Below are 16,950 nucleotides of genomic sequence, written 5' to 3'. Positions count from 1 at the left end.
GGGCGAGCGGACTAGTTGTAGATGTAGCGCTTGTCCTCGTTGGTCGAGCGGCCGACCCCCAGGGTCAGTTCGGCGGCGTCACCGAGGTCCAGCAACGGGCCGATGGGCTCCATGGGAGTTGCCATGTTGTCCTGCATCGTTTCCTGCCTTCCTTGTCTTGGCGGCCAAGGGGCCGCACCCTTGCGACGCCTCGCCGCCTATTCGTGGCCAGCGACGGGGCGGGTCTTGGTTTCGATCACGGTGTGCGCCAGCAGACGCGCAACCGTGTCGAACTTCGCGAGCTTCCACCGCGTCATCTCGGGGAAGACCAGCCAGCGCGCGTGAGAGTCGACGCCAACCGCAGCCGGAGGAACGAGCACGACGGCCCCGGACAGCAGCAGGCGAACGGTCGCGGCATTTCGACCGAAGCCGTAGCGGGGCATCGTCCCCAACGTCACCATGAAGTACGCCAGCCCCTCATCCGGCCGGTAGACGACCGGGCCGGGGTCGTCAAGAAACTCCGGGGCCTTGATGCAGGCTTCGGCGAGATCGAGCGGGGCTGTGATCGCGTCGAACACCAGCCCCGAGCGGAGGAACACCGTCGGCTTGAGGGCACCCTCTCCAGACCACCAGTCCATGATGGTCACTCGATCTGTTGTCGCCTTGTTGCGCGGCTCGATCGGCCGGATTCCGTTCGTGATTCGCTTCCCCTCGACCACGAACCGCCGCCCGTTGAAGGTCGAACCAGGAAGGACAGGGAAACCGTTGTCCGCGAAGGCGAGGGCCGTTCCAAGAGCGTTCCTGCCGCTCTCGCGGTCGCACGGTGCATGTTTGGCCAGCGCAGTTGTCACGGGTTCCGCCTCTCCTCGATGGCCCGGGTTGACGGCCAGCTCGACCCGCATGGGGTTCGCGGTCGCTGGCGTGGGCGCTGGTCCAAGGAAACAGCAGGTCAAGGCGCTAAACCACCCCGCTGGACCGTGATCTTGTGGGACAAGACCTCCCTGTTCAACGGGGAATCTCTGCGGCAGACTGTAGATGAGTTACGGTCCGCCCAGATACGCCGAGTAAGGAGCGCCGGATGCCATCTGTGACCCGCAGCGTGCGCCAGGAACAGCGCCAACTATCGGCGGAGCTTAGGGCGCAATCCAAGACCTGGGTAGAGGTCGCCGATGTGTTCACGAGGCGCTACCAGGTCAATATGCGCGTGGCACTGCGGCTTGCGCGTGGGTGGAGTCAGCGGGATGCCGCCGAACATTGGAACGCGCGTTGGCCAGCAGAACCCAAGACGCTCAAGAACTTCTCATATTGGGAACTGTGGCCAGCCGACACCGGTCATTCGCCGTCGCTTGACGTGCTCAACAGGCTAGCCGAACTGTACGAGTGCCGTATAGCCGACCTGCTTATCGATGGCGTGGATCACAGGGAAGCAGACGACGCCTACCGGGCCGCTCGCCATTTACGGATTCTGGATCGCGGTGACGCGGCGAACGCCATGCGCGACTTTGTTACCCAACTGGACTACGTCGATGTGTCGGAGATGGCTACGACCGTCGCATCTTGGGTGCGCTCCGGGGGAGCGGACGTAAGCCGCCGCGCTCTCCTGTTGAAGTTGAGTGCAGCACTATCGCTCGCGTCCGCAAGCCCTGTACTCGATGACGACACTGCGGCCAGGAACCGGCACGAGTTCGCACAAACGAATGATGAGCTTACGGGTATCTGGCACAGCAGGTACGTCTACCCAAGCAGTGGGCGTGGAAAGACATTTGTCGGTGAACACTACGTCGTGCTTCGTCAACATGAAGCGCGACTGATCGGCCAAAGTGTGCAGCATTCGGTTGGCTCTCGCCTCCGCCTCGAACTATCTGTAGAGAGGGCCGTAGCGACTGGCACGTGGCGAGAGCAAACTTCGCCGACCGGCTACTACAAGGGCGCGACTTACCATGGCACGCTACAAATGGTTGTCGATCCCGGCGGGCGTCACATGAGAGGGATGTGGCTCGGTTTCGGCAAAGACTTTTCCATCAACAGCGGCGAATGGGAATTGACTTGGTGTGAGGCGCAGATTTCAAAGAATGCGCAGCGCGCCTACTACGACAAAGCTTGAGCGATTCAACTCAGGACAGCAACAACGGATGTGCCGGGAGCAAATGCGCCCTGTGTGATGCGCGTGAACAAGCCGTACATCATCTTGGCTTCGTACACCCAGTCCAACGTTATGCCGTGGCGCATCTCGAAATCCTCGATAAAGGCCGTGAGTGCGGGCTGCTTCTTGGCGTATCCGCCAAAGTGGAAGTCGTATTCAAGAGACCAGTTTTCAGTCGTTGTCTCGAATGCTTCAAGCTGCAATCTGCGCACTTCGTCGTCCAGGAACGAGCCACCCTTGAGGACGGCAAATCCTAGGGCATGTTGCTGATCGCTTTGCAGCCCGGCGGCAATACCCGCCAGGGTGCCTCCGGTACCGCAAGCACAGCAAATGACGTCGAAGTCCATTTCTATCTCGCCAGGCAACTCGGCGCATCCGCGAAGGGCAAGGACATTGCTACCACCTTCCGGAAGCAGGTAACACGGGCCGAACTCTGCAATCAATTCGGCAATCACGTCCGGGTGGCCCTTTTGTCGGTAAGTTTCACGATCCATGTACTCGATTCGCATACCGCGATGTGCCGCATAGGCTAGTGAGTCGTTGAGGGGAAGATGCTCTTCTCCGCGAATAATGCCAATCGTTTCAAACCCGAAATAGTGGCCCGCCGCGGCCGTGGCTCGAATATGATTGGAAAATGCTCCGCCGAATGTAAGCAGAGTCGAACATCCGGAATCGCGCGCGGCCGAAAGGTTGTATTTGAGCTTGCGCGACTTGTTGCCCGACATCTCCGGGTGAATAAGGTCATCGCGTTTCACGTACACTTGCACGCCAAACTCGGCGATGCGCTCGTCTTTCAAATCGACCAACGGAGAAGGTAGGTCGACCACGGTTCTCCACGTTTCCGGCTCGCGCATGACCACACGACCAGCATAGGCGCGGGGCGCTCCTGCCGTGCGGCTGATCGCCAGGCTGGCGATCAGCCCAGGTCGGCGACGCGAGCTAGTGACATCACCCATTGCGTTGAAGTGTCACCTGGTGTGTTCGTTGCGCCCAGGGACACGCATTGGACGCACTATGATGAAAGTCACTCGACCTCTACTTGACTTGTGATCTCGTATGTGAGTGTGTCAGCATCGTTGGGTCGCCCGGGCGGCGGCGTTGGTCTATTCGGAAGCGGTCACTAGTTCGAGAAACGATGCTCGATCTCGCGCGTCGGCGGCTCCCTGGCGCGGGCCGGACGCGCGTTGAGGTGTCTCGGGTGGAGCCTGGGCGTCAACTGGCGCCATCTAGTCCGCTTGCGACGGGCGTTTGATCTAGCGGGGAACGGTTGCGGACTTCCGAGAGCTACTAGCGACCTACTAGCATTGCAGGTCGGAGGCCAGATCCTAGCGGGCATCGGCGATCTTGTTCCAGGTCCGCAAAGCGTGTCCAATGTAGACATTGGTACCAGTGCCGTTGGGGGATCCGACCGGGGGTCCGACCGGGGATCCAATCGGGGGTCCGCTTAGAGCGGATCCCCCACGAGGTCGCATAACCCCTGTTCAAGGGTGGTGTAGGGGGCTCCGGTGGTATCCCAGACTCATAGGCAAAACTTCAGTTGACGCCCATTCGTGGCGGGGCGAGGCGGTCTGCTGGACGCGATGCGGCAACCCCTCGGCTGGCTCCCGCTCCCATCCATCCCCCCGTCAATCCTCCCATTAGGCGGGGGGACCCATGAGGTCGAGTTTCCCCTGGAAGGGCCGCCCATGAGGTCCTCCCAAGCGTCGGCCAACTCGGCCACCTAAGCGAGTAGTGCCGGGTGGATTCGGCCGCCGGGCGGGGCGCGAGAGTTCCGACTTTACCAATTCGTTATAGATCACCGTGTCCCCAAACGGTGTTATTTTTGGAGTTAAGGGGTGTCCAGGTCAGAGAGCAGGAGGACGCCCCGTTGTTAGATGATGAACCCACCTCGCGCCCCATGGCGCCCACGCCGCACATCCCCGGGCCGAGTGAGGCTGTCGGACCACCGCTGCCGCCGTTGGCGCTGCCACCGGCCCGCCTGGCGGCGCTGGCGGCCGCTCTGACCGTGTCCGACGGTGGCTTCACCATCGACCTGGTTACCGGGGCCGACGTGGTCGAGGGCTACGCGGTGTCGGTTGATCCGTACTGGGAGAGGATCTACGACCGGCCGGTGACCGCCGATGACCTTGTCCGCTACCTGGCGGACAAGGATCGCGCCGCCGCGCTGCCCGGTCGGGTGCTCGGTGGATGGAACGACCCGGATACCGGACGGATCTTCCTGGACGTGTCCGTCGTTGTGTCCACCCTGGACGCGGCGCTGGAGCTGGGCCGCGCGTCGCGGCAAGACGCCGTATTCGATCTTTCCGGCGGCAAGTCCATCCCGATACCCAAAGTCGCGAATCCCGCTGTCGTTTCGCTGAATAGGCCACGAGCCGACGGCGCGGAAGACGTGACCGATGGGGGTCTATGGCGGTATCATGAAAGGCGTAGGGGAAAGCATGACCGGACCTATACCGGGCATGTGACCCATGTTGTCGGCGGTGAGGCTGAACGTATTCGCGGCGACCTTGCCGCTGCCGTGCTCGATTTGCTGAAGTGGGCCGCCAAGCGGCAATCCTCCAACGAAAGGGACGCTGGATGAGTCGACCAGACGATTCGACGGTCAACCCGCCCGCCCCCGGCTTGACGAGACGGGCGGTGTCGCTGGCGGCGTCCGTGCCGGTCTCCGGACCGTCCGGCCTGTCGGACTACGCGGTGTCGCCGTTGGGTGCGCCGTTGGCGCTCATGCGCGATGAAATCCGGGTCGCGTGGCTCGGGCGGACCTCGACCGATGACCAGCAAGACCCGCGCCAGTCGGCCATACGGCAACTGGGCAACAGTCGCACGGCGATCCCGGAATCATGGGTCATCGTCGCCCACTTCTACGACGTCGAGTCTGGGCGGCTTGAACTGGACGCGCGCGGGCAGCGCGCGAACTACGAGAAGTACGACATCCCCATCCCACGTGACGGCGGTGTCGCGGACCTGCTGGCCGAAGCGGCGCACCCCGGGCGACGCTTCGACGTGGTGATCTGCGAAAGCGTCTCCCGGGTGGCCCGCCGCACGTTCGAGGGTCTGTCGATCGAGCGTGAATTGGAGAACGCGGGCGTGCCGCTGTTCGCGGCCAACGAACCCATCACGCTCACGGGAAGTCGTGCGCAGCGGATTCTGCAACGGCGCATCAACCAGTCGGTAGCCGAATATGAGGTGTTGAACACCCTGGAACAGTCGTGGGGCGGGCTCTGTACTCACGTGCGGGAGGGGTGGAACATCGGCAAAGCCCCCTACGGCTACAAGGCGAAAATCTTCCGTCACCCCAACCCGACGAAAGCCGACAAAGGGCAGACAAAGTCTCGCCTTGAACCCGATGGCGTGTTGGGTGAGACGGTGACTCAGATCGCGCTATGGCGTCACCACGAGGGTATCGGGTACGACACCATCGCCGACCGGCTTAACGCCGATCCCGTGAAGTACCCGCCGCCCACTCCACCGGGTGGGCGGCGTGCGCGTGGGGCGTGGGGCAAGACGTCGGTGTACGAGATCCTGCGGAACCCGAAGTACACCGGGTATCAGGTGTTCAACCGTCGCGCGTCACGGTCTCGGGGTGGGAAGGTGAACGATCCGGCGTTGTGGGTGTGGTCGCTGGAACCGGCGCATGAGCCGTTGATCCCGAAATGGATGTACGACGAACTCAACGCCCGCCGCGCCACACGACGCGGCTCACGGGATGACAACACACCCAACGCTCACCCAGAGACGTTGCGAACCTACGTGTTCCGTGGATTGTTGTTCTGTCACTGCGGCAGGCGCATGAACGGCAACGTCCGGCACCAATCCGCCTACTACATGTGCTGGCCCAAGAACAACAACCGGGGACGCCCCGACAAGTACGCCGGACATCCGAAAGCCGTCTACCTGCGTGAAGACGCCGTGTTGGACGCGGTGTCGCGGTTCTTTGCCGACAGGGTTCTCGGGCCGAACCGCCGGACCATCCTGGCGGCTGACTTGTCCACCGTGGATGACCGGGAAGCGCAAGCGCGAGACGCCGAACGGGACCGCTTGCGGCGGGTACTGGCGGACCTGTCCCGACGCCAGAACTCGATCATGCGCCAAGCCCAGGACGGCGACCCCGACGACCCGTTCACCAGGGCATTGCGGGGCACCTACAACGACCTGGAAGCCGAACGCCACGCAGCCCTAGCCGCCATCACTGCGCTGGACGCCGCCGACGACGCGCAACCCGCCCGCCCCGACACAGCGGACGTGGACCTGCTGGACGCGCTTCCCTACCTCACCGGACACCTGTCCGAAGCACCGGAACCGTTGCTACGACGGCTGTTCGAGGCGGTCAGCCTGGCCGTGAAGCTCACCGACGACGGCGACCACGTCACCATCAGCGTCCGCCTACCGGGCGACACCCTCCCGGAGATCATCAGCACCGCCGAGACCATCAACACCATGATCGACAAACACGAAACGCCTGGCCAGGATGGCTCAGGCGCTTGTGTGGATGCTGTACGTGCCCCCGGTGCGATTCGAACGCACACTGGACGGGTTTTGAGTCCGTTGCCTCTGCCGGTTGGGCTACGGGGGCGTCGGGGCGGAATTCTACGCGATCGGGTTTGGCGGGTGCATCGAGGTTCCCGGTGTCGGGGTGATCACGTGTGCTGGGCGGGTGGGGTCGGGGGGTGGGGCGGTAGGCTTCAAGCTCCGTCTTTTTCCTGCTAGGGAGGGTTGCGGTGAGCGATCCGGCCGCGCGTCGTGTGTTGGTGGCCGAGGACGAGGCGTTGATTCGGCTCGACCTGGTCGAGATGTTGCGGGAGGAGGGGTACGAGGTCGCCGGGGAGGCCGCCGATGGGGAGGAGGCGGTGCGGTTGGCCGGGGAGCTGAAGCCCGATCTCGTGATCCTCGACGTCAAGATGCCGCGGATGGACGGGATCGACGCGGCCACCCGGATCGCGGGGGAGCGGATCGCGCCGGTGGTCATGTTGACCGCGTTCTCGCAGCGGGAGCTGGTGGAGCGGGCGCGGGATGCCGGGGCGATGGCGTATCTGGTGAAGCCGTTCGCCAAGCATGACCTCGTGCCCGCGATCGAGCTGGCGGTGAGTCGGTTCGCCGAGCTGCAGGCGTTGGAGCACGAGGTGGCCGGGCTGACCGAGCGGCTGGAGACCCGGAAGGTGATCGAGCGGGCCAAGGGGCTGCTGATGACCACCCAGGGGCTGTCCGAGCCGGAAGCGTTCCGGTGGATCCAGCGGACCGCCATGGACCAGCGGACCACCATGAAGGCCGTGGCCGAGCTGGTCGTGCAGAAGATCACCTGAGGCACCTGAACGGGCGAGATGTGTGCCCGAAAGTGTCAATCGCGATTGGCCGGTCCGGAAGTCACGCGGAGTGGTCGTCTTCTGCCGCGCCCGCCATCCGCGGTGTCGATATTCACCCATTCAGACGGCAATATCCACGCCGGAATGGCGGTTGCGGAGAGTCATCCGGGATGCCCGGCTAGCCCGGCCCCACGGCAGCCGGAAACGGGCAGGACGGGGTCCGTTTCGCCTGGTCGACCGGCCGCACCCTAGGCGGAGCGGTGACCTGTCGTAACCCCTCGTTGTGAAGTCGAGACCGGCGGTTCGCCCCGGATGTCCGGACTGCGGACACCCGCCCGCCCTTTCGTTGCAGTCTGGTCACAGGCCCGGCAGGGGCGTGACTACGTCGCATGGGGTCACTACGTTCCGGCGCAACCCTCCAACAGGTACGAGGGCCGAGGTTCGGCATGCTTACACGCATTGTCCGGACGAATGCGGAGAAGGGACATCACGTGCGTAACCAGACGGTGAAGGCCGCGGTGCTGGTGGCCGGCGCGTTGTTGCTCGCGGCCTGCGGCACGAACAAGACCGAGGGCGGCTCCAACGGCGGCGGCACGGGCAGCAACGCCCCGCAGGCCTGCGACACGAGCAAGGGCACCCTGGTCGTCGGCGTCATCGCGCCGTTGTCGGGCAACCTGTCCGCGCTCGGGCTGGGCATCCGCAACTCCGTGGACCTCGCGGTGGAGCAGGCCAACGAGAAGTGCGTCGTGCCGGGGTACAAGCTCAAGATGCAGGCCGAGGACGACCAGGCGACCCCGCAGGTCGGCGCCCAGGCGGCCACCCGGCTGTCGTCGAACCCCAACGTCGTCGGCGTGGTCGGCACGCTGAACTCGTCGGTCGCGCAGAGCGTGCAGCCGATCCTCAAGGGCAAGAACATCCTCCAGGTCTCGCCCGCGAACACCACCCCGTCGCTGACCCGCGGCGACGACTTCAAGAACGCCCCCAAGCGGCAGTTCGAGACCTACTTCCGGGTCTGCGCCACCGACGACCTGCAGGGCGGCTTCGCGGCCAACTACCTGGTCGGCAAGGCGGGCAAGAAGAACATCGCCATCATCACCGACGGCAAGACCTACGGTGAGGGCCTGGCGGCTGAGTTCCGCAAGGAGGCCGAGAAGGAGGGCGCCAAGATCGTCGCCACGGCGAAGGTCGGCGAGAACGACTCCGACTTCTCCGGCGCGATCAACTCCATCAAGGGTGCCAACCCGGACGCCATCTACTACGGCGGCGAGTACCCGCAGGCAGGCCCGCTGTCCAAGCAGGCCAAGGACCTCGGCCTGAACGTCCCGCTGATGGGCGGCGACGGTCTCAAGGACGACAAGTTCATCGAGCTCGGCGCCAAGGACGGCGACCTGGCCACCTCGGTCGGCGCCCCGGTCGAGGACCTGGACACCGCCAAGGCCTACCTGGACGCCTACAAGGCCAAGAAGTTCAAGGACGACTACAGCGCCTACGGCGGCTTCGCCTACGACGCGGCGAACGTGGTCGTGGTGTCCCTCGGCAAGGCGCTCGCGGGCGGCGAGTGGAGCGACGCCAAGCGCGCGGACCTGATCAAGGCCGTGCAGGGCTACTCCGCCCAGGGCGCGACCGGCGACGTCAAGTTCGACCAGTACGGCGACAGCACCAACAAGCTGCTGACCGTCTACAAGGTCCAGGGCGGCAAGTGGGCCACCGAGACGACCGGCACCTTCGGCGGCTGACCGCAACAACTTCCTTGTCCCATTGCACGGACGTGGCGGGGGTGGGCGTACGGCCCGCCCCCGCCACTCTTGGAGGCAGACGTGGCCACGCTGCTACAGCAGCTAGCTAGCGGCCTGGTGCTGGGCGCTCTGATCGCGCTCATCGCACTGGGCTACACGATGGTGTACGGCATCATCCAGCTGATCAACTTCGCGCACGGCGAGGTGTTCATGGTGAGCATCTTCGCCGCAGCCGCCACCTACAAGTGGTTCATCCCGGAGAGCTGGGAGAACACCTGGCAGATCGCCCTGCCCTGCATGCTGGTGGGGGCGGTCCTGGTCGCCGTCGTGCTCGCGGTGCTGATGGAGCGCTTCGCCTACCGGCCGTTGCGCAACGCACCGCGACTGGCGCCGTTGATCACGGCGCTGGGTGTGTCGCAGATGCTCAAGGAGATCGTGCGGTTGAACTACCCGGACGCCAAGTCGGCGATCAACGTGCCCCGGGCGTTCATCGACGAGCCGATCATCATCACCGTCCCCGGCGGCACGGTGGTCCTGCAGGCCACCTCGGTGCTGCTCATCGCGGTGTCCATCGTCGGCGCGGTGATCCTGCAGCTCTACGTCTCCCGGTCCCGCATGGGCCGGGCGATGCGCGCCACCGCGCAGGACCCCGACACCGCCAAGCTCATGGGGGTCAACCCCAACCGCACCATCGTCTTCACCTTCGCCCTCGGCGGCCTGCTCGCCGCGGTGGCGGGCGTGCTGTACGGCATCCACCTGAACACGGTCGACACCGAGGTGGGCTTCCTCTACGGCATCTTCGCCTTCACCGCCGCGGTGCTCGGCGGCGTCGGCTCGATCAAGGGCGCGGTCATCGGCGGGTTCATCATCGGCGTGGTCAAGACCCTGGGCGGCCAGCTGCTGCCCGGCGGCACCGGCTACGACGTGGTGTGGGTCTTCATCCTGCTGATCCTGGTGCTGGTGTTCCGGCCGCAGGGCCTGTTCGGCGAGCCGGAAAGGGTACGCGCATGACCATCCCACCCGGTTGGCCGATCCTCGGCCTCGGCCTGCTCTACATCGCGATCGCGGTCGCGGTGGTCCTCGCGCTGCGGCTGCTCTGGCAGCGCAGCGCGAAGGCCCTGGCGGACAAGCCCGGCATGCTGCGTCCGATCGCCATCGCGGGCGGCGTGCTCGCGGTGCTCGCGGCGCTGCTGCCCTGGGTCACGTTCCGGTTCAACGACGGTCCCTACCCCGACCTGGCCACCCTGCAGTTCTTCGACGAGCCGTGGGGCGTCACCGGGTTCCGGTTGTTCGTGCTGCTGCTCGGCGTCGTGGCGATCGCGGCGCCGTTCCTGCCGGTCCCCGCGCGCCGGGTGGAACGCGCGATCGGCCTCGGCCTGATCGCCCTCGGCCTGGTCAACACGATCTTCCCGCTGATCAGCGGCGGCGGCTTCGGCGCAATCACCGCGGCCGACGGCGCGTTCGCCTTCGGCGGCGTGGCCACGCTGGTGGCGGGCTGGGTCGTGGCCACCTCGGCGAAGGCGGGTCCGCTGGAACCGCTGCCGCACTGGAACCCCAAGGTCCCCCGGCTGCTCGCGTACGCGGTGCTGGTGGTGTCCTACGTGGTCCTGCTGCTGGTCGTGGCGTGGATGCTGGACGCGGGCACCGACCCCGACGGCAACACCAACACCTACGCGGGCCCGATCTTCCTGTCCCTGCTCAGTTTCCTCGGCGCCGCGCTCGGCGCGCTGCACGCGTTCGGCTTTCTCGGCTGGCTCACCGCGCTCTCCGAGCGGCACCGGGTGTTCAGCATCGGGGTGCTGGTGGTCTGCGCGCTCGCGCTGCCGTTCACCGACGCGGGCACCGACTACTGGATGACCATCGCGGTCAACGTCGGCGTCTACGCCGCCACCGCGATCGGCCTGAACATCGTCGTCGGCCTCGCGGGCCTGCTCGACCTCGGGTACATCGCGTTCCTCGGCATCGGCGCGTACATCGCGGCGAACTTCTCCGGCGCGGCCGCCTCGGCGCTGCACGTGGAGCTGCCGTTCGTGCTGGTGGCGGTGATCGCGGCGATCGTGGCGGGCATCTTCGGCGCGATCGTCGGCTCGCCGACCCTGCGGGTGCGCGGCGACTACCTGGCGATCGTGACGCTGGCCTTCGGTGAGATCTTCCGCAAGGCCGCCCAGTTCAACATCGGCGGCATGACCGGCGGCGCCAACGCCATCCCGAACATCCCGCCGATCAACTGGTTCGGCCGGGACTTCAGCGCCCCGCTCACCATCGGCTCGGTGCGGTTGCCCTCGGGCGTGCTGTACTACGTGCTGATCATGGTGCTGGTCGCGCTGGTGATGGTGATCTTCGCGAACCTGAAGAACTCCCGCATCGGGCGCGCCTGGATCGCCGTCCGCGAGGACGAGGACGCCGCGCGGGCCATGGGCATCAAGACCGGGCAGGTGAAGATCCTCGCCTTCCTGATCGGTGCGATGCTCGCGGGCCTGGCGGGCGCGGTGTTCGCGCACAAGACGTCCACCGTGGCCTACAACAGCTTCCAGTTCATCGAGTCGGTGACCCTGCTCGCCGCGGTCATCCTCGGCGGCATGGGCTCCATCCCGGGCGCGGTGCTCGGCGCGGCGCTGCTGCTGGTGCTGCCGGAGAAGCTGCGCGACCTGCAGGACTGGCGGCTGTTCTTCTTCGGACTGGCGCTGGTCGTGATCATGCGGTTCCGACCGCAGGGCCTGATGCCGGACCGGCACCGCCGGGCCGAACTGGCCGACGAGGGCGCCGACGGGGTGCCGATCGAGGAGTTGAACGTGCCAGACGCGCCGGACGGGTCGACCGCGCAGGCGGTGGCCCGATGACCGCGACCACCGCGCCCGTGCTCGCCGCCCGGGACGTCTCCATGGTCTTCGGCGGCCTCACCGCGCTCGCCGAGGTCAGCCTGGAGCTGCACGAGGGCCAGATCCTCGGCCTGATCGGACCGAACGGGGCGGGCAAGACCACCTTCTTCAACTGCCTCACCGGTCTCTACACCCCGACCAAGGGCTCGGTCACCCTGCGCGGCGACCGGCTGCCCAGCGACCCGGCCCGGGTCACCGTGGCCGGGGTGGCCCGCACGTTCCAGAACATCCGGCTGTTCCCCAGCATGACCGCGCTGGAGAACGTCCTGGTGGGACGGCACGCGCGGATGACCCAGGGCCCGATCGCCTCGCTCTTCCACGGCCCGGCCTACCGCCGCGGCGAGGCGGACGCCCGGCGCCGGTCGCTGGAGCTGCTGGAGTTCGTCGGCCTGCGGGGCCTGGACGACGAACTGGCCCGCAACCTGCCCTACGGCGACCAGCGCAGGCTGGAGATCGCCCGCGCGCTGGCCACCGACCCGGCGGTGCTGCTGCTGGACGAGCCGACCGCGGGCATGAACCCGCAGGAGACCGAGGCCGCCCGGCAGCTGATCTTCGCCATCCGGGACACCGGTGTTGCGGTGGTGGTCATCGAGCACGACACGAAGTTCATCTTCTCGCTGTGCGACCACGTGTCCGTGCTGGTGCAGGGCAGGCTCCTGGTGCAGGGCACGCCAGAGGTGGTGCGCGGCGACCCGCGGGTCATCGAGGCCTACCTGGGCAAGCCGCCGGAGGAGGTCGAGGCGGAGGTCCGCCAGTACGCCGAGGAGGCCGCTCATTCGACTGGCACCGCAGGTACCGCGGACCCCGCTGACTCTGCTGAGGACCTGGACACCGAGGGAGGCAGCCGGTGACCGCGCTGTTGGAGGTGCAGAACCTCACCGTCGCCTACGGCGCCATCGAGGCCGTGCGCGACGTGTCGTTCACCGTCGACGAGGGGCAGATCGTCAGCCTCATCGGCAGCAACGGCGCGGGCAAGACCACCACCCTGCGTACGATCTCCGGCCTGCTGCGCCCCAAGTCGGGCAAGATCCTGTTCGCCGGGGAGTCGATCGACTCCCTGGAGGCGCACGTCATCCTGCAGCGCGGCATCGCGCACTGCCCCGAGGGCAGGCGCCTGTTCGGCCGGATGACCGTCGAGGAGAACCTGCAGCTCGGCGCCTACGTCCGCAGGGACACCGGCGTCGAGGCCGACATGAACCGGGTCTACGAGCTCTTCCCGGTCCTCGGCGAACGCAGGCACAACAAGGCGGGCCTGTTCTCCGGCGGCGAACAGCAGATGCTCGCCATCGGCCGCGCGATGATGTCCCGACCCCGCCTCCTCATGCTCGACGAGCCCTCCATGGGCCTCTCGCCGATCATGACCCAGCGGATCTTCGACACCATCCGGGAGCTTCAGTCGCAGGGCACCACGATCCTGCTGGTGGAGCAGAACGCGCTGGCCGCGCTCGCGTTGTCCGACCATGGTTACGTGATCGACCTGGGCCGAACGTCCTTGGACGGTCCGGGGCACGAGCTGTTGGCCGACGAACGGGTTCGAGCCGCCTACCTGGGCGAGAACTGATCTGATAAACGACAACGGCGCCGGGAACACGATGTTCTCGGCGCCGTTGTCGTTTCCGACGCGAGCCGTGCAGCAGCTCGGCAATCAGGCAGGCGCGTCCCCAGGCGCCCGGTTGAGCGTCACGCAGGTCAACCGCGACGTGCAAGTCCGTCGCCCCTCGTCATCCGTGATGACGATCTCGAATGTGGAAGTGCTCCGCCCGACATGCAGCGGCACGCAAACCCCGGTCACGATCCCCGACCGCGCGGCCCGATGATGGGTGCAGGACAGCTCCAACCCCACCACCAACTTCCCCTCCGGCGCGTTCAACCCGGCCGCCACCGACCCCAGCGTCTCGGCCAGCACCGCGTTCGCCCCACCGTGCAGCAGTCCGTACGGCTGCAGGTTGCCCTTCACCGGCATGGTCCCCACCAGCCGCGCCGGGTCCCAGTCGGTGATCTCGATGCCCAGCTTGTCGGGCAGGAACTGGTCCGCGACCTCCGCCCGCACTCCTGGCAGCTTGCTGGGGTCGATCCCGCTCATGGGTCCTCCGATGGGTGTCGGTGCCCCACCCTAGACTCGGACCGTGCCAGCGAAGACGCAGACCCGTGCCACGTCAGAGACCGCCACCAAGCGACTGCTGCTCATCGACGGTCACTCGATGGCCTACCGGGCGTTCTTCGCGCTGCCCAAGGAGAACTTCCAGACCGGCACCGGTCAGCACACCAACGCCGTCTACGGCTTCACCTCGATGCTGATCAACCTGCTGCGCGACGAGGCGCCAACGCACCTGGCGGTGTGCTTCGACGTCTCCCGCAAGACCTTCCGCACCGAGCAGTACGCGGAGTACAAGGCGAACCGCAGCGCCAGCCCGGACGAGTTCAAGGGGCAGGTGAGCCTGATCGAGGAGGTCCTCGGCGCGCTCAACATCACCAGGCTGTCGCTGGACAACTACGAGGCCGACGATCTCATCGCCACGCTCACCACGGCCGCCACCGCCGAGGGCTTCCGGGTCGCCATCTGTACCGGCGACCGGGACGCGCTGCAGCTGGTCACCGACGACGTCACCGTGCTCTACCCGGTCAAGGGCGTGTCCGAGCTGGCCAGGTTCACCCCCGAGCTGGTGCTGGAGAAGTACGGCGTCAGCCCCACCCAGTACCCCGACTTCGCCGCGCTGCGCGGCGACCCCAGCGACAACCTGCCCAAGGTCCCCGGCGTCGGCGAGAAGACGATCACCAAGTGGATCCAGCAGTTCGGCTCGCTCGGCGACCTGGTCGACCGGGTGGACGAGATCAAGGGCAAGGTCGGCGACTCGCTGCGGGCCAACCTGGCACACGTGCTGCTCAACCGGCAGCTCACCGAGCTGGTCAGGGACGTTCCGCTGGGCGTCGTGCCCGCCGAGCTTGAGGTGCGCGACTGGGACCGGGACGCGGTGCACCGGCTGTTCGACGAGCTGGAGTTCCGGGTGCTGCGCGACCGGCTGTTCCAGACCCTCTCGACCGCCGAGCCGGAGGCCGAGGAGGGCTTCGAGGTCAGCGGCGGCGTGCTCGCCGAGGGTGAGCTGCCCGGCTGGCTGGCCAAGCACGCGCCGAGCGGGTCGCGGATCGGACTGTCCTTCCGGGACGCCTCGACCGGGGTGTCCGGTCAGGCCGTGGAGCTGCGGTCGATCGCGCTGGCCACCGCGCAGGGCGTCGGCGCCTACGTGGACGTCACCGCGCTCACCGAGGCCGACGAGACCGTGCTGCGCGCCTGGCTGGCCGACACCGGGACGCTCAAGCTCACCTACGACGTGAAGCGCTCGCTGCACGCGCTGCGCCACCGCGGCTGGGAGCTGGCGGGCCTGGTCACCGACACCGCGCTGGCCGCGTACCTGGTGCGCCCCGGCCAGCGCTCGTTCGCTCTCGACGATCTCGTGCTGCGCTACCTACAGCGCGAGCTGCGCGTGGAGGACGGCGCGGGGGAGCAGCAGCTGTCGCTGTTGGACGAGGAGGGCGACGACGAGCGCAAGCTTGCCGCGGGCGAGATCCTGCGCGCCCGCGCGATAGCCGAGCTGGCCGACGCGCTGGACGCCGAGCTGGCGCGTACCGGTCAGGCGGAGCTGCTCACCGACATGGAGCTGCCGCTGCTGCGGGTGCTCGCCGACCTGGAGGCCGCGGGCATCGCGGTCGACCGGGAACGGCTGTCGATCCTGGAGTCCGAGTTCGCCGCCCGGGTCCGCGCCGCCGAGCGGGCCGCGTTCGACGTGATCGGCAAGGAGATCAACCTCGGGTCGCCCAAGCAGCTGCAGGTCGTGCTGTTCGACGAGCTGCAGATGCCCAAGACCAAGCGCACCAAGACCGGCTACACCACCGACGCCGAGGCGCTGACCACGCTCTACGAGCAGACCGAGCACCCGTTCCTGGCGCACCTGCTGGAGCACCGGGACGCCACCCGGCTGCGGGTCACGGTCGAGGGCCTGATCAAGTCGGTGTCCGAGGACGACCGCATCCACACCACGTTCAACCAGACCATCGCGGCCACCGGTCGGCTCTCGTCCACCGAGCCGAACCTGCAGAACATCCCGGTCCGCACCGAGGCGGGCCGCACGATCCGCGAGGCGTTCGTGGTCGGCCGCGACTACGCCGAGCTGCTCACCGCCGACTACAGCCAGATCGAGATGCGGATCATGGCCCATCTCTCCGAGGACGCGGCACTGATCGAGGCGTTCAACTCCGGCTTCGACTTCCACGCCGCCACCGCCGCCCGCGTCTTCGGCGTCGAGCCGACCGAGGTCAACCAGGAACAGCGCGCCAAGATCAAGGCGATGAACTACGGCCTCGCCTACGGCCTGTCCGCGTACGGCCTGTCCCAGCAGCTGCGGATCTCCACCGAGGAGGCCCGCGCCCTGATGGACGACTACTTCCAGGGCTTCGGCGGCGTCCGCGACTACCTGCACGAGGTCGTCGCGATCGCCCGCAAGGAGGGCTACACCGAGACCCTCTTCGGCCGCCGCCGCCACCTGCCCGACCTCACCAGCGACAACCGCCAGCTGCGTGAGATGGCCGAGCGGATGGCCCTCAACGCCCCGATCCAGGGCAGCGCGGCCGACATCATCAAGGTCGCCATGCTCAACGTCCACCGCGAACTGCGCGCGCAGAAGCTGCGTAGCCGGATGCTGCTCCAGGTCCACGACGAACTCGTGCTGGACGTCGCCGATGGCGAGCGCGAGCCGGTCGAGGCTCTGGTCCGCACCCAGATGGCCGCCGCCTTCCATCTGCGCGTCCCACTGGACGTGTCGGTGGGCTTCGGTCGTTCCTGGAACGAGGCCGCCCACTAGGGACGTTCCGGAACACGCCGCGGGCCGGCATGATCCCCTTGTCCTGGGGGGTGGTGC

The 16,950-nt window shown here is 66.7% G+C and carries 13 protein-coding genes, 1 tRNA gene and 1 pseudogene; 10 read left to right on the top strand and 5 right to left on the bottom strand.

Annotation, left to right across the window (positions count from 1 at the left end):
* Positions 1 to 11 precede the first annotated feature (11 nt).
* Both C503_RS46035 and C503_RS46030 read right to left on the bottom strand, forming a co-directional pair.
* On the bottom strand, positions 12 to 125 hold the full coding sequence (locus C503_RS46035; RefSeq protein WP_245572513.1) for an albusnodin family lasso peptide: 114 nt from the start codon (positions 123 to 125) through the stop codon (positions 12 to 14).
* 72 nt (positions 126 to 197) lie between these two features.
* Positions 198 to 881 carry a hypothetical protein gene (locus C503_RS46030; protein ID WP_156893297.1) on the bottom strand — a complete coding sequence of 228 codons (684 nt, stop codon included), beginning with the start codon at positions 879 to 881 and terminating at the stop codon, positions 198 to 200.
* A 176-nt stretch (positions 882 to 1,057) separates the two neighbouring features.
* Between C503_RS46030 and C503_RS47320 the strand changes: the two genes are divergently transcribed.
* On the top strand, positions 1,058 to 2,083 hold the full coding sequence (locus C503_RS47320; protein ID WP_211222416.1) for a hypothetical protein: 1,026 nt from the start codon (positions 1,058 to 1,060) through the stop codon (positions 2,081 to 2,083).
* Between the two features lie 5 nt (positions 2,084 to 2,088).
* On the opposite strand, the gene C503_RS0118205 is transcribed toward C503_RS47320, so the two are convergent.
* Complete coding sequence (locus C503_RS0118205; protein ID WP_245572512.1) at positions 2,089 to 3,078, bottom strand: 1-aminocyclopropane-1-carboxylate deaminase/D-cysteine desulfhydrase; 990 nt, start codon at positions 3,076 to 3,078, stop codon at positions 2,089 to 2,091.
* 1,001 nt (positions 3,079 to 4,079) lie between these two features.
* Here C503_RS0118205 and C503_RS0118200 point away from each other — a divergent pair.
* Both C503_RS0118200 and C503_RS48885 read left to right on the top strand, forming a co-directional pair.
* The gene (locus C503_RS0118200) at positions 4,080 to 4,703 is read left to right on the top strand and encodes a hypothetical protein (protein WP_245572511.1); all 624 of its coding nucleotides are present in this window, start codon (positions 4,080 to 4,082) and stop codon (positions 4,701 to 4,703) included.
* Positions 4,700 to 6,037, top strand: a pseudogene (locus C503_RS48885) (recombinase family protein); the annotation flags it as partial. The gene C503_RS0118200 and the pseudogene C503_RS48885, both read left to right, overlap by 4 nt.
* Positions 6,038 to 6,621: 584 nt before the next feature.
* Here the strand turns inward: C503_RS48885 and C503_RS0118190 are convergent.
* A tRNA-Leu gene (locus tag C503_RS0118190) sits at positions 6,622 to 6,695 on the bottom strand.
* Between the two features lie 145 nt (positions 6,696 to 6,840).
* Between C503_RS0118190 and C503_RS0118185 the strand changes: the two genes are divergently transcribed.
* The 6 genes from C503_RS0118185 to C503_RS0118160 all read left to right on the top strand — a co-directional run bounded on the left by C503_RS0118185 (position 6,841) and on the right by C503_RS0118160 (position 13,598).
* Positions 6,841 to 7,422, top strand: coding sequence for an ANTAR domain-containing response regulator (locus C503_RS0118185; RefSeq protein ID WP_018683652.1), 582 nt, complete (start codon positions 6,841 to 6,843; stop codon positions 7,420 to 7,422).
* Positions 7,423 to 7,913: 491 nt separating this feature from the next.
* The gene (locus tag C503_RS0118180; protein ID WP_026316439.1) at positions 7,914 to 9,158 is read left to right on the top strand and encodes a branched-chain amino acid ABC transporter substrate-binding protein; all 1,245 of its coding nucleotides are present in this window, start codon (positions 7,914 to 7,916) and stop codon (positions 9,156 to 9,158) included.
* 81 nt (positions 9,159 to 9,239) lie between these two features.
* The gene (locus C503_RS0118175) at positions 9,240 to 10,169 is read left to right on the top strand and encodes a branched-chain amino acid ABC transporter permease (protein ID WP_033400733.1); all 930 of its coding nucleotides are present in this window, start codon (positions 9,240 to 9,242) and stop codon (positions 10,167 to 10,169) included.
* Positions 10,166 to 11,998 carry a branched-chain amino acid ABC transporter permease gene (locus C503_RS43400; protein WP_018683649.1) on the top strand — a complete coding sequence of 611 codons (1,833 nt, stop codon included), beginning with the start codon at positions 10,166 to 10,168 and terminating at the stop codon, positions 11,996 to 11,998. Before C503_RS0118175 ends, C503_RS43400 begins: the two co-directional genes overlap by 4 nt.
* Positions 11,995 to 12,888 (top strand): ABC transporter ATP-binding protein, encoded by an 894-nt coding sequence (locus C503_RS0118165; protein WP_018683648.1) that lies wholly within the window; start codon positions 11,995 to 11,997, stop codon positions 12,886 to 12,888. The genes C503_RS43400 and C503_RS0118165 overlap by 4 nt, the downstream gene beginning before the upstream one ends.
* The gene (locus C503_RS0118160; protein WP_018683647.1) at positions 12,885 to 13,598 is read left to right on the top strand and encodes an ABC transporter ATP-binding protein; all 714 of its coding nucleotides are present in this window, start codon (positions 12,885 to 12,887) and stop codon (positions 13,596 to 13,598) included. The genes C503_RS0118165 and C503_RS0118160 overlap by 4 nt, the downstream gene beginning before the upstream one ends.
* Before the next feature lie 84 nt (positions 13,599 to 13,682).
* Here C503_RS0118160 and C503_RS0118155 read toward each other — a convergent pair whose 3' ends face one another.
* Positions 13,683 to 14,120 carry a hotdog fold thioesterase gene (locus tag C503_RS0118155; protein ID WP_018683646.1) on the bottom strand — a complete coding sequence of 146 codons (438 nt, stop codon included), beginning with the start codon at positions 14,118 to 14,120 and terminating at the stop codon, positions 13,683 to 13,685.
* 43 nt (positions 14,121 to 14,163) lie between these two features.
* Between C503_RS0118155 and polA the strand changes: the two genes are divergently transcribed.
* Positions 14,164 to 16,893, top strand: coding sequence for a DNA polymerase I (gene polA, locus C503_RS0118150; protein WP_018683645.1), 2,730 nt, complete (start codon positions 14,164 to 14,166; stop codon positions 16,891 to 16,893).
* Positions 16,894 to 16,950: the final 57 nt, after the last annotated feature.

It is taken from the genome of Actinokineospora enzanensis DSM 44649 (assembly GCF_000374445.1).
Classification (GTDB): Bacteria; Actinomycetota; Actinomycetes; order Mycobacteriales; family Pseudonocardiaceae; genus Actinokineospora; species Actinokineospora enzanensis.
The sequence above is the reverse complement of the archived record's forward strand: the minus strand, read 5'-3'. Positions and strand labels throughout refer to the sequence as shown.

Coding starts and splice junctions, on each gene's coding strand:
- C503_RS46035 (WP_245572513.1), bottom strand. CDS start 125: ATGGCAACTCCCATGGAGCCCATCGGCCCGTTGCTGGACCTCGGTGAC.
- C503_RS46030 (WP_156893297.1), bottom strand. CDS start 881: ATGCGGGTCGAGCTGGCCGTCAACCCGGGCCATCGAGGAGAGGCGGAA.
- C503_RS47320 (WP_211222416.1), top strand. CDS start 1,058: ATGCCATCTGTGACCCGCAGCGTGCGCCAGGAACAGCGCCAACTATCG.
- C503_RS0118205 (WP_245572512.1), bottom strand. CDS start 3,078: ATGGGTGATGTCACTAGCTCGCGTCGCCGACCTGGGCTGATCGCCAGC.
- C503_RS43400 (WP_018683649.1), top strand. CDS start 10,166: ATGACCATCCCACCCGGTTGGCCGATCCTCGGCCTCGGCCTGCTCTAC.
- C503_RS0118165 (WP_018683648.1), top strand. CDS start 11,995: ATGACCGCGACCACCGCGCCCGTGCTCGCCGCCCGGGACGTCTCCATG.
- C503_RS0118155 (WP_018683646.1), bottom strand. CDS start 14,120: ATGAGCGGGATCGACCCCAGCAAGCTGCCAGGAGTGCGGGCGGAGGTC.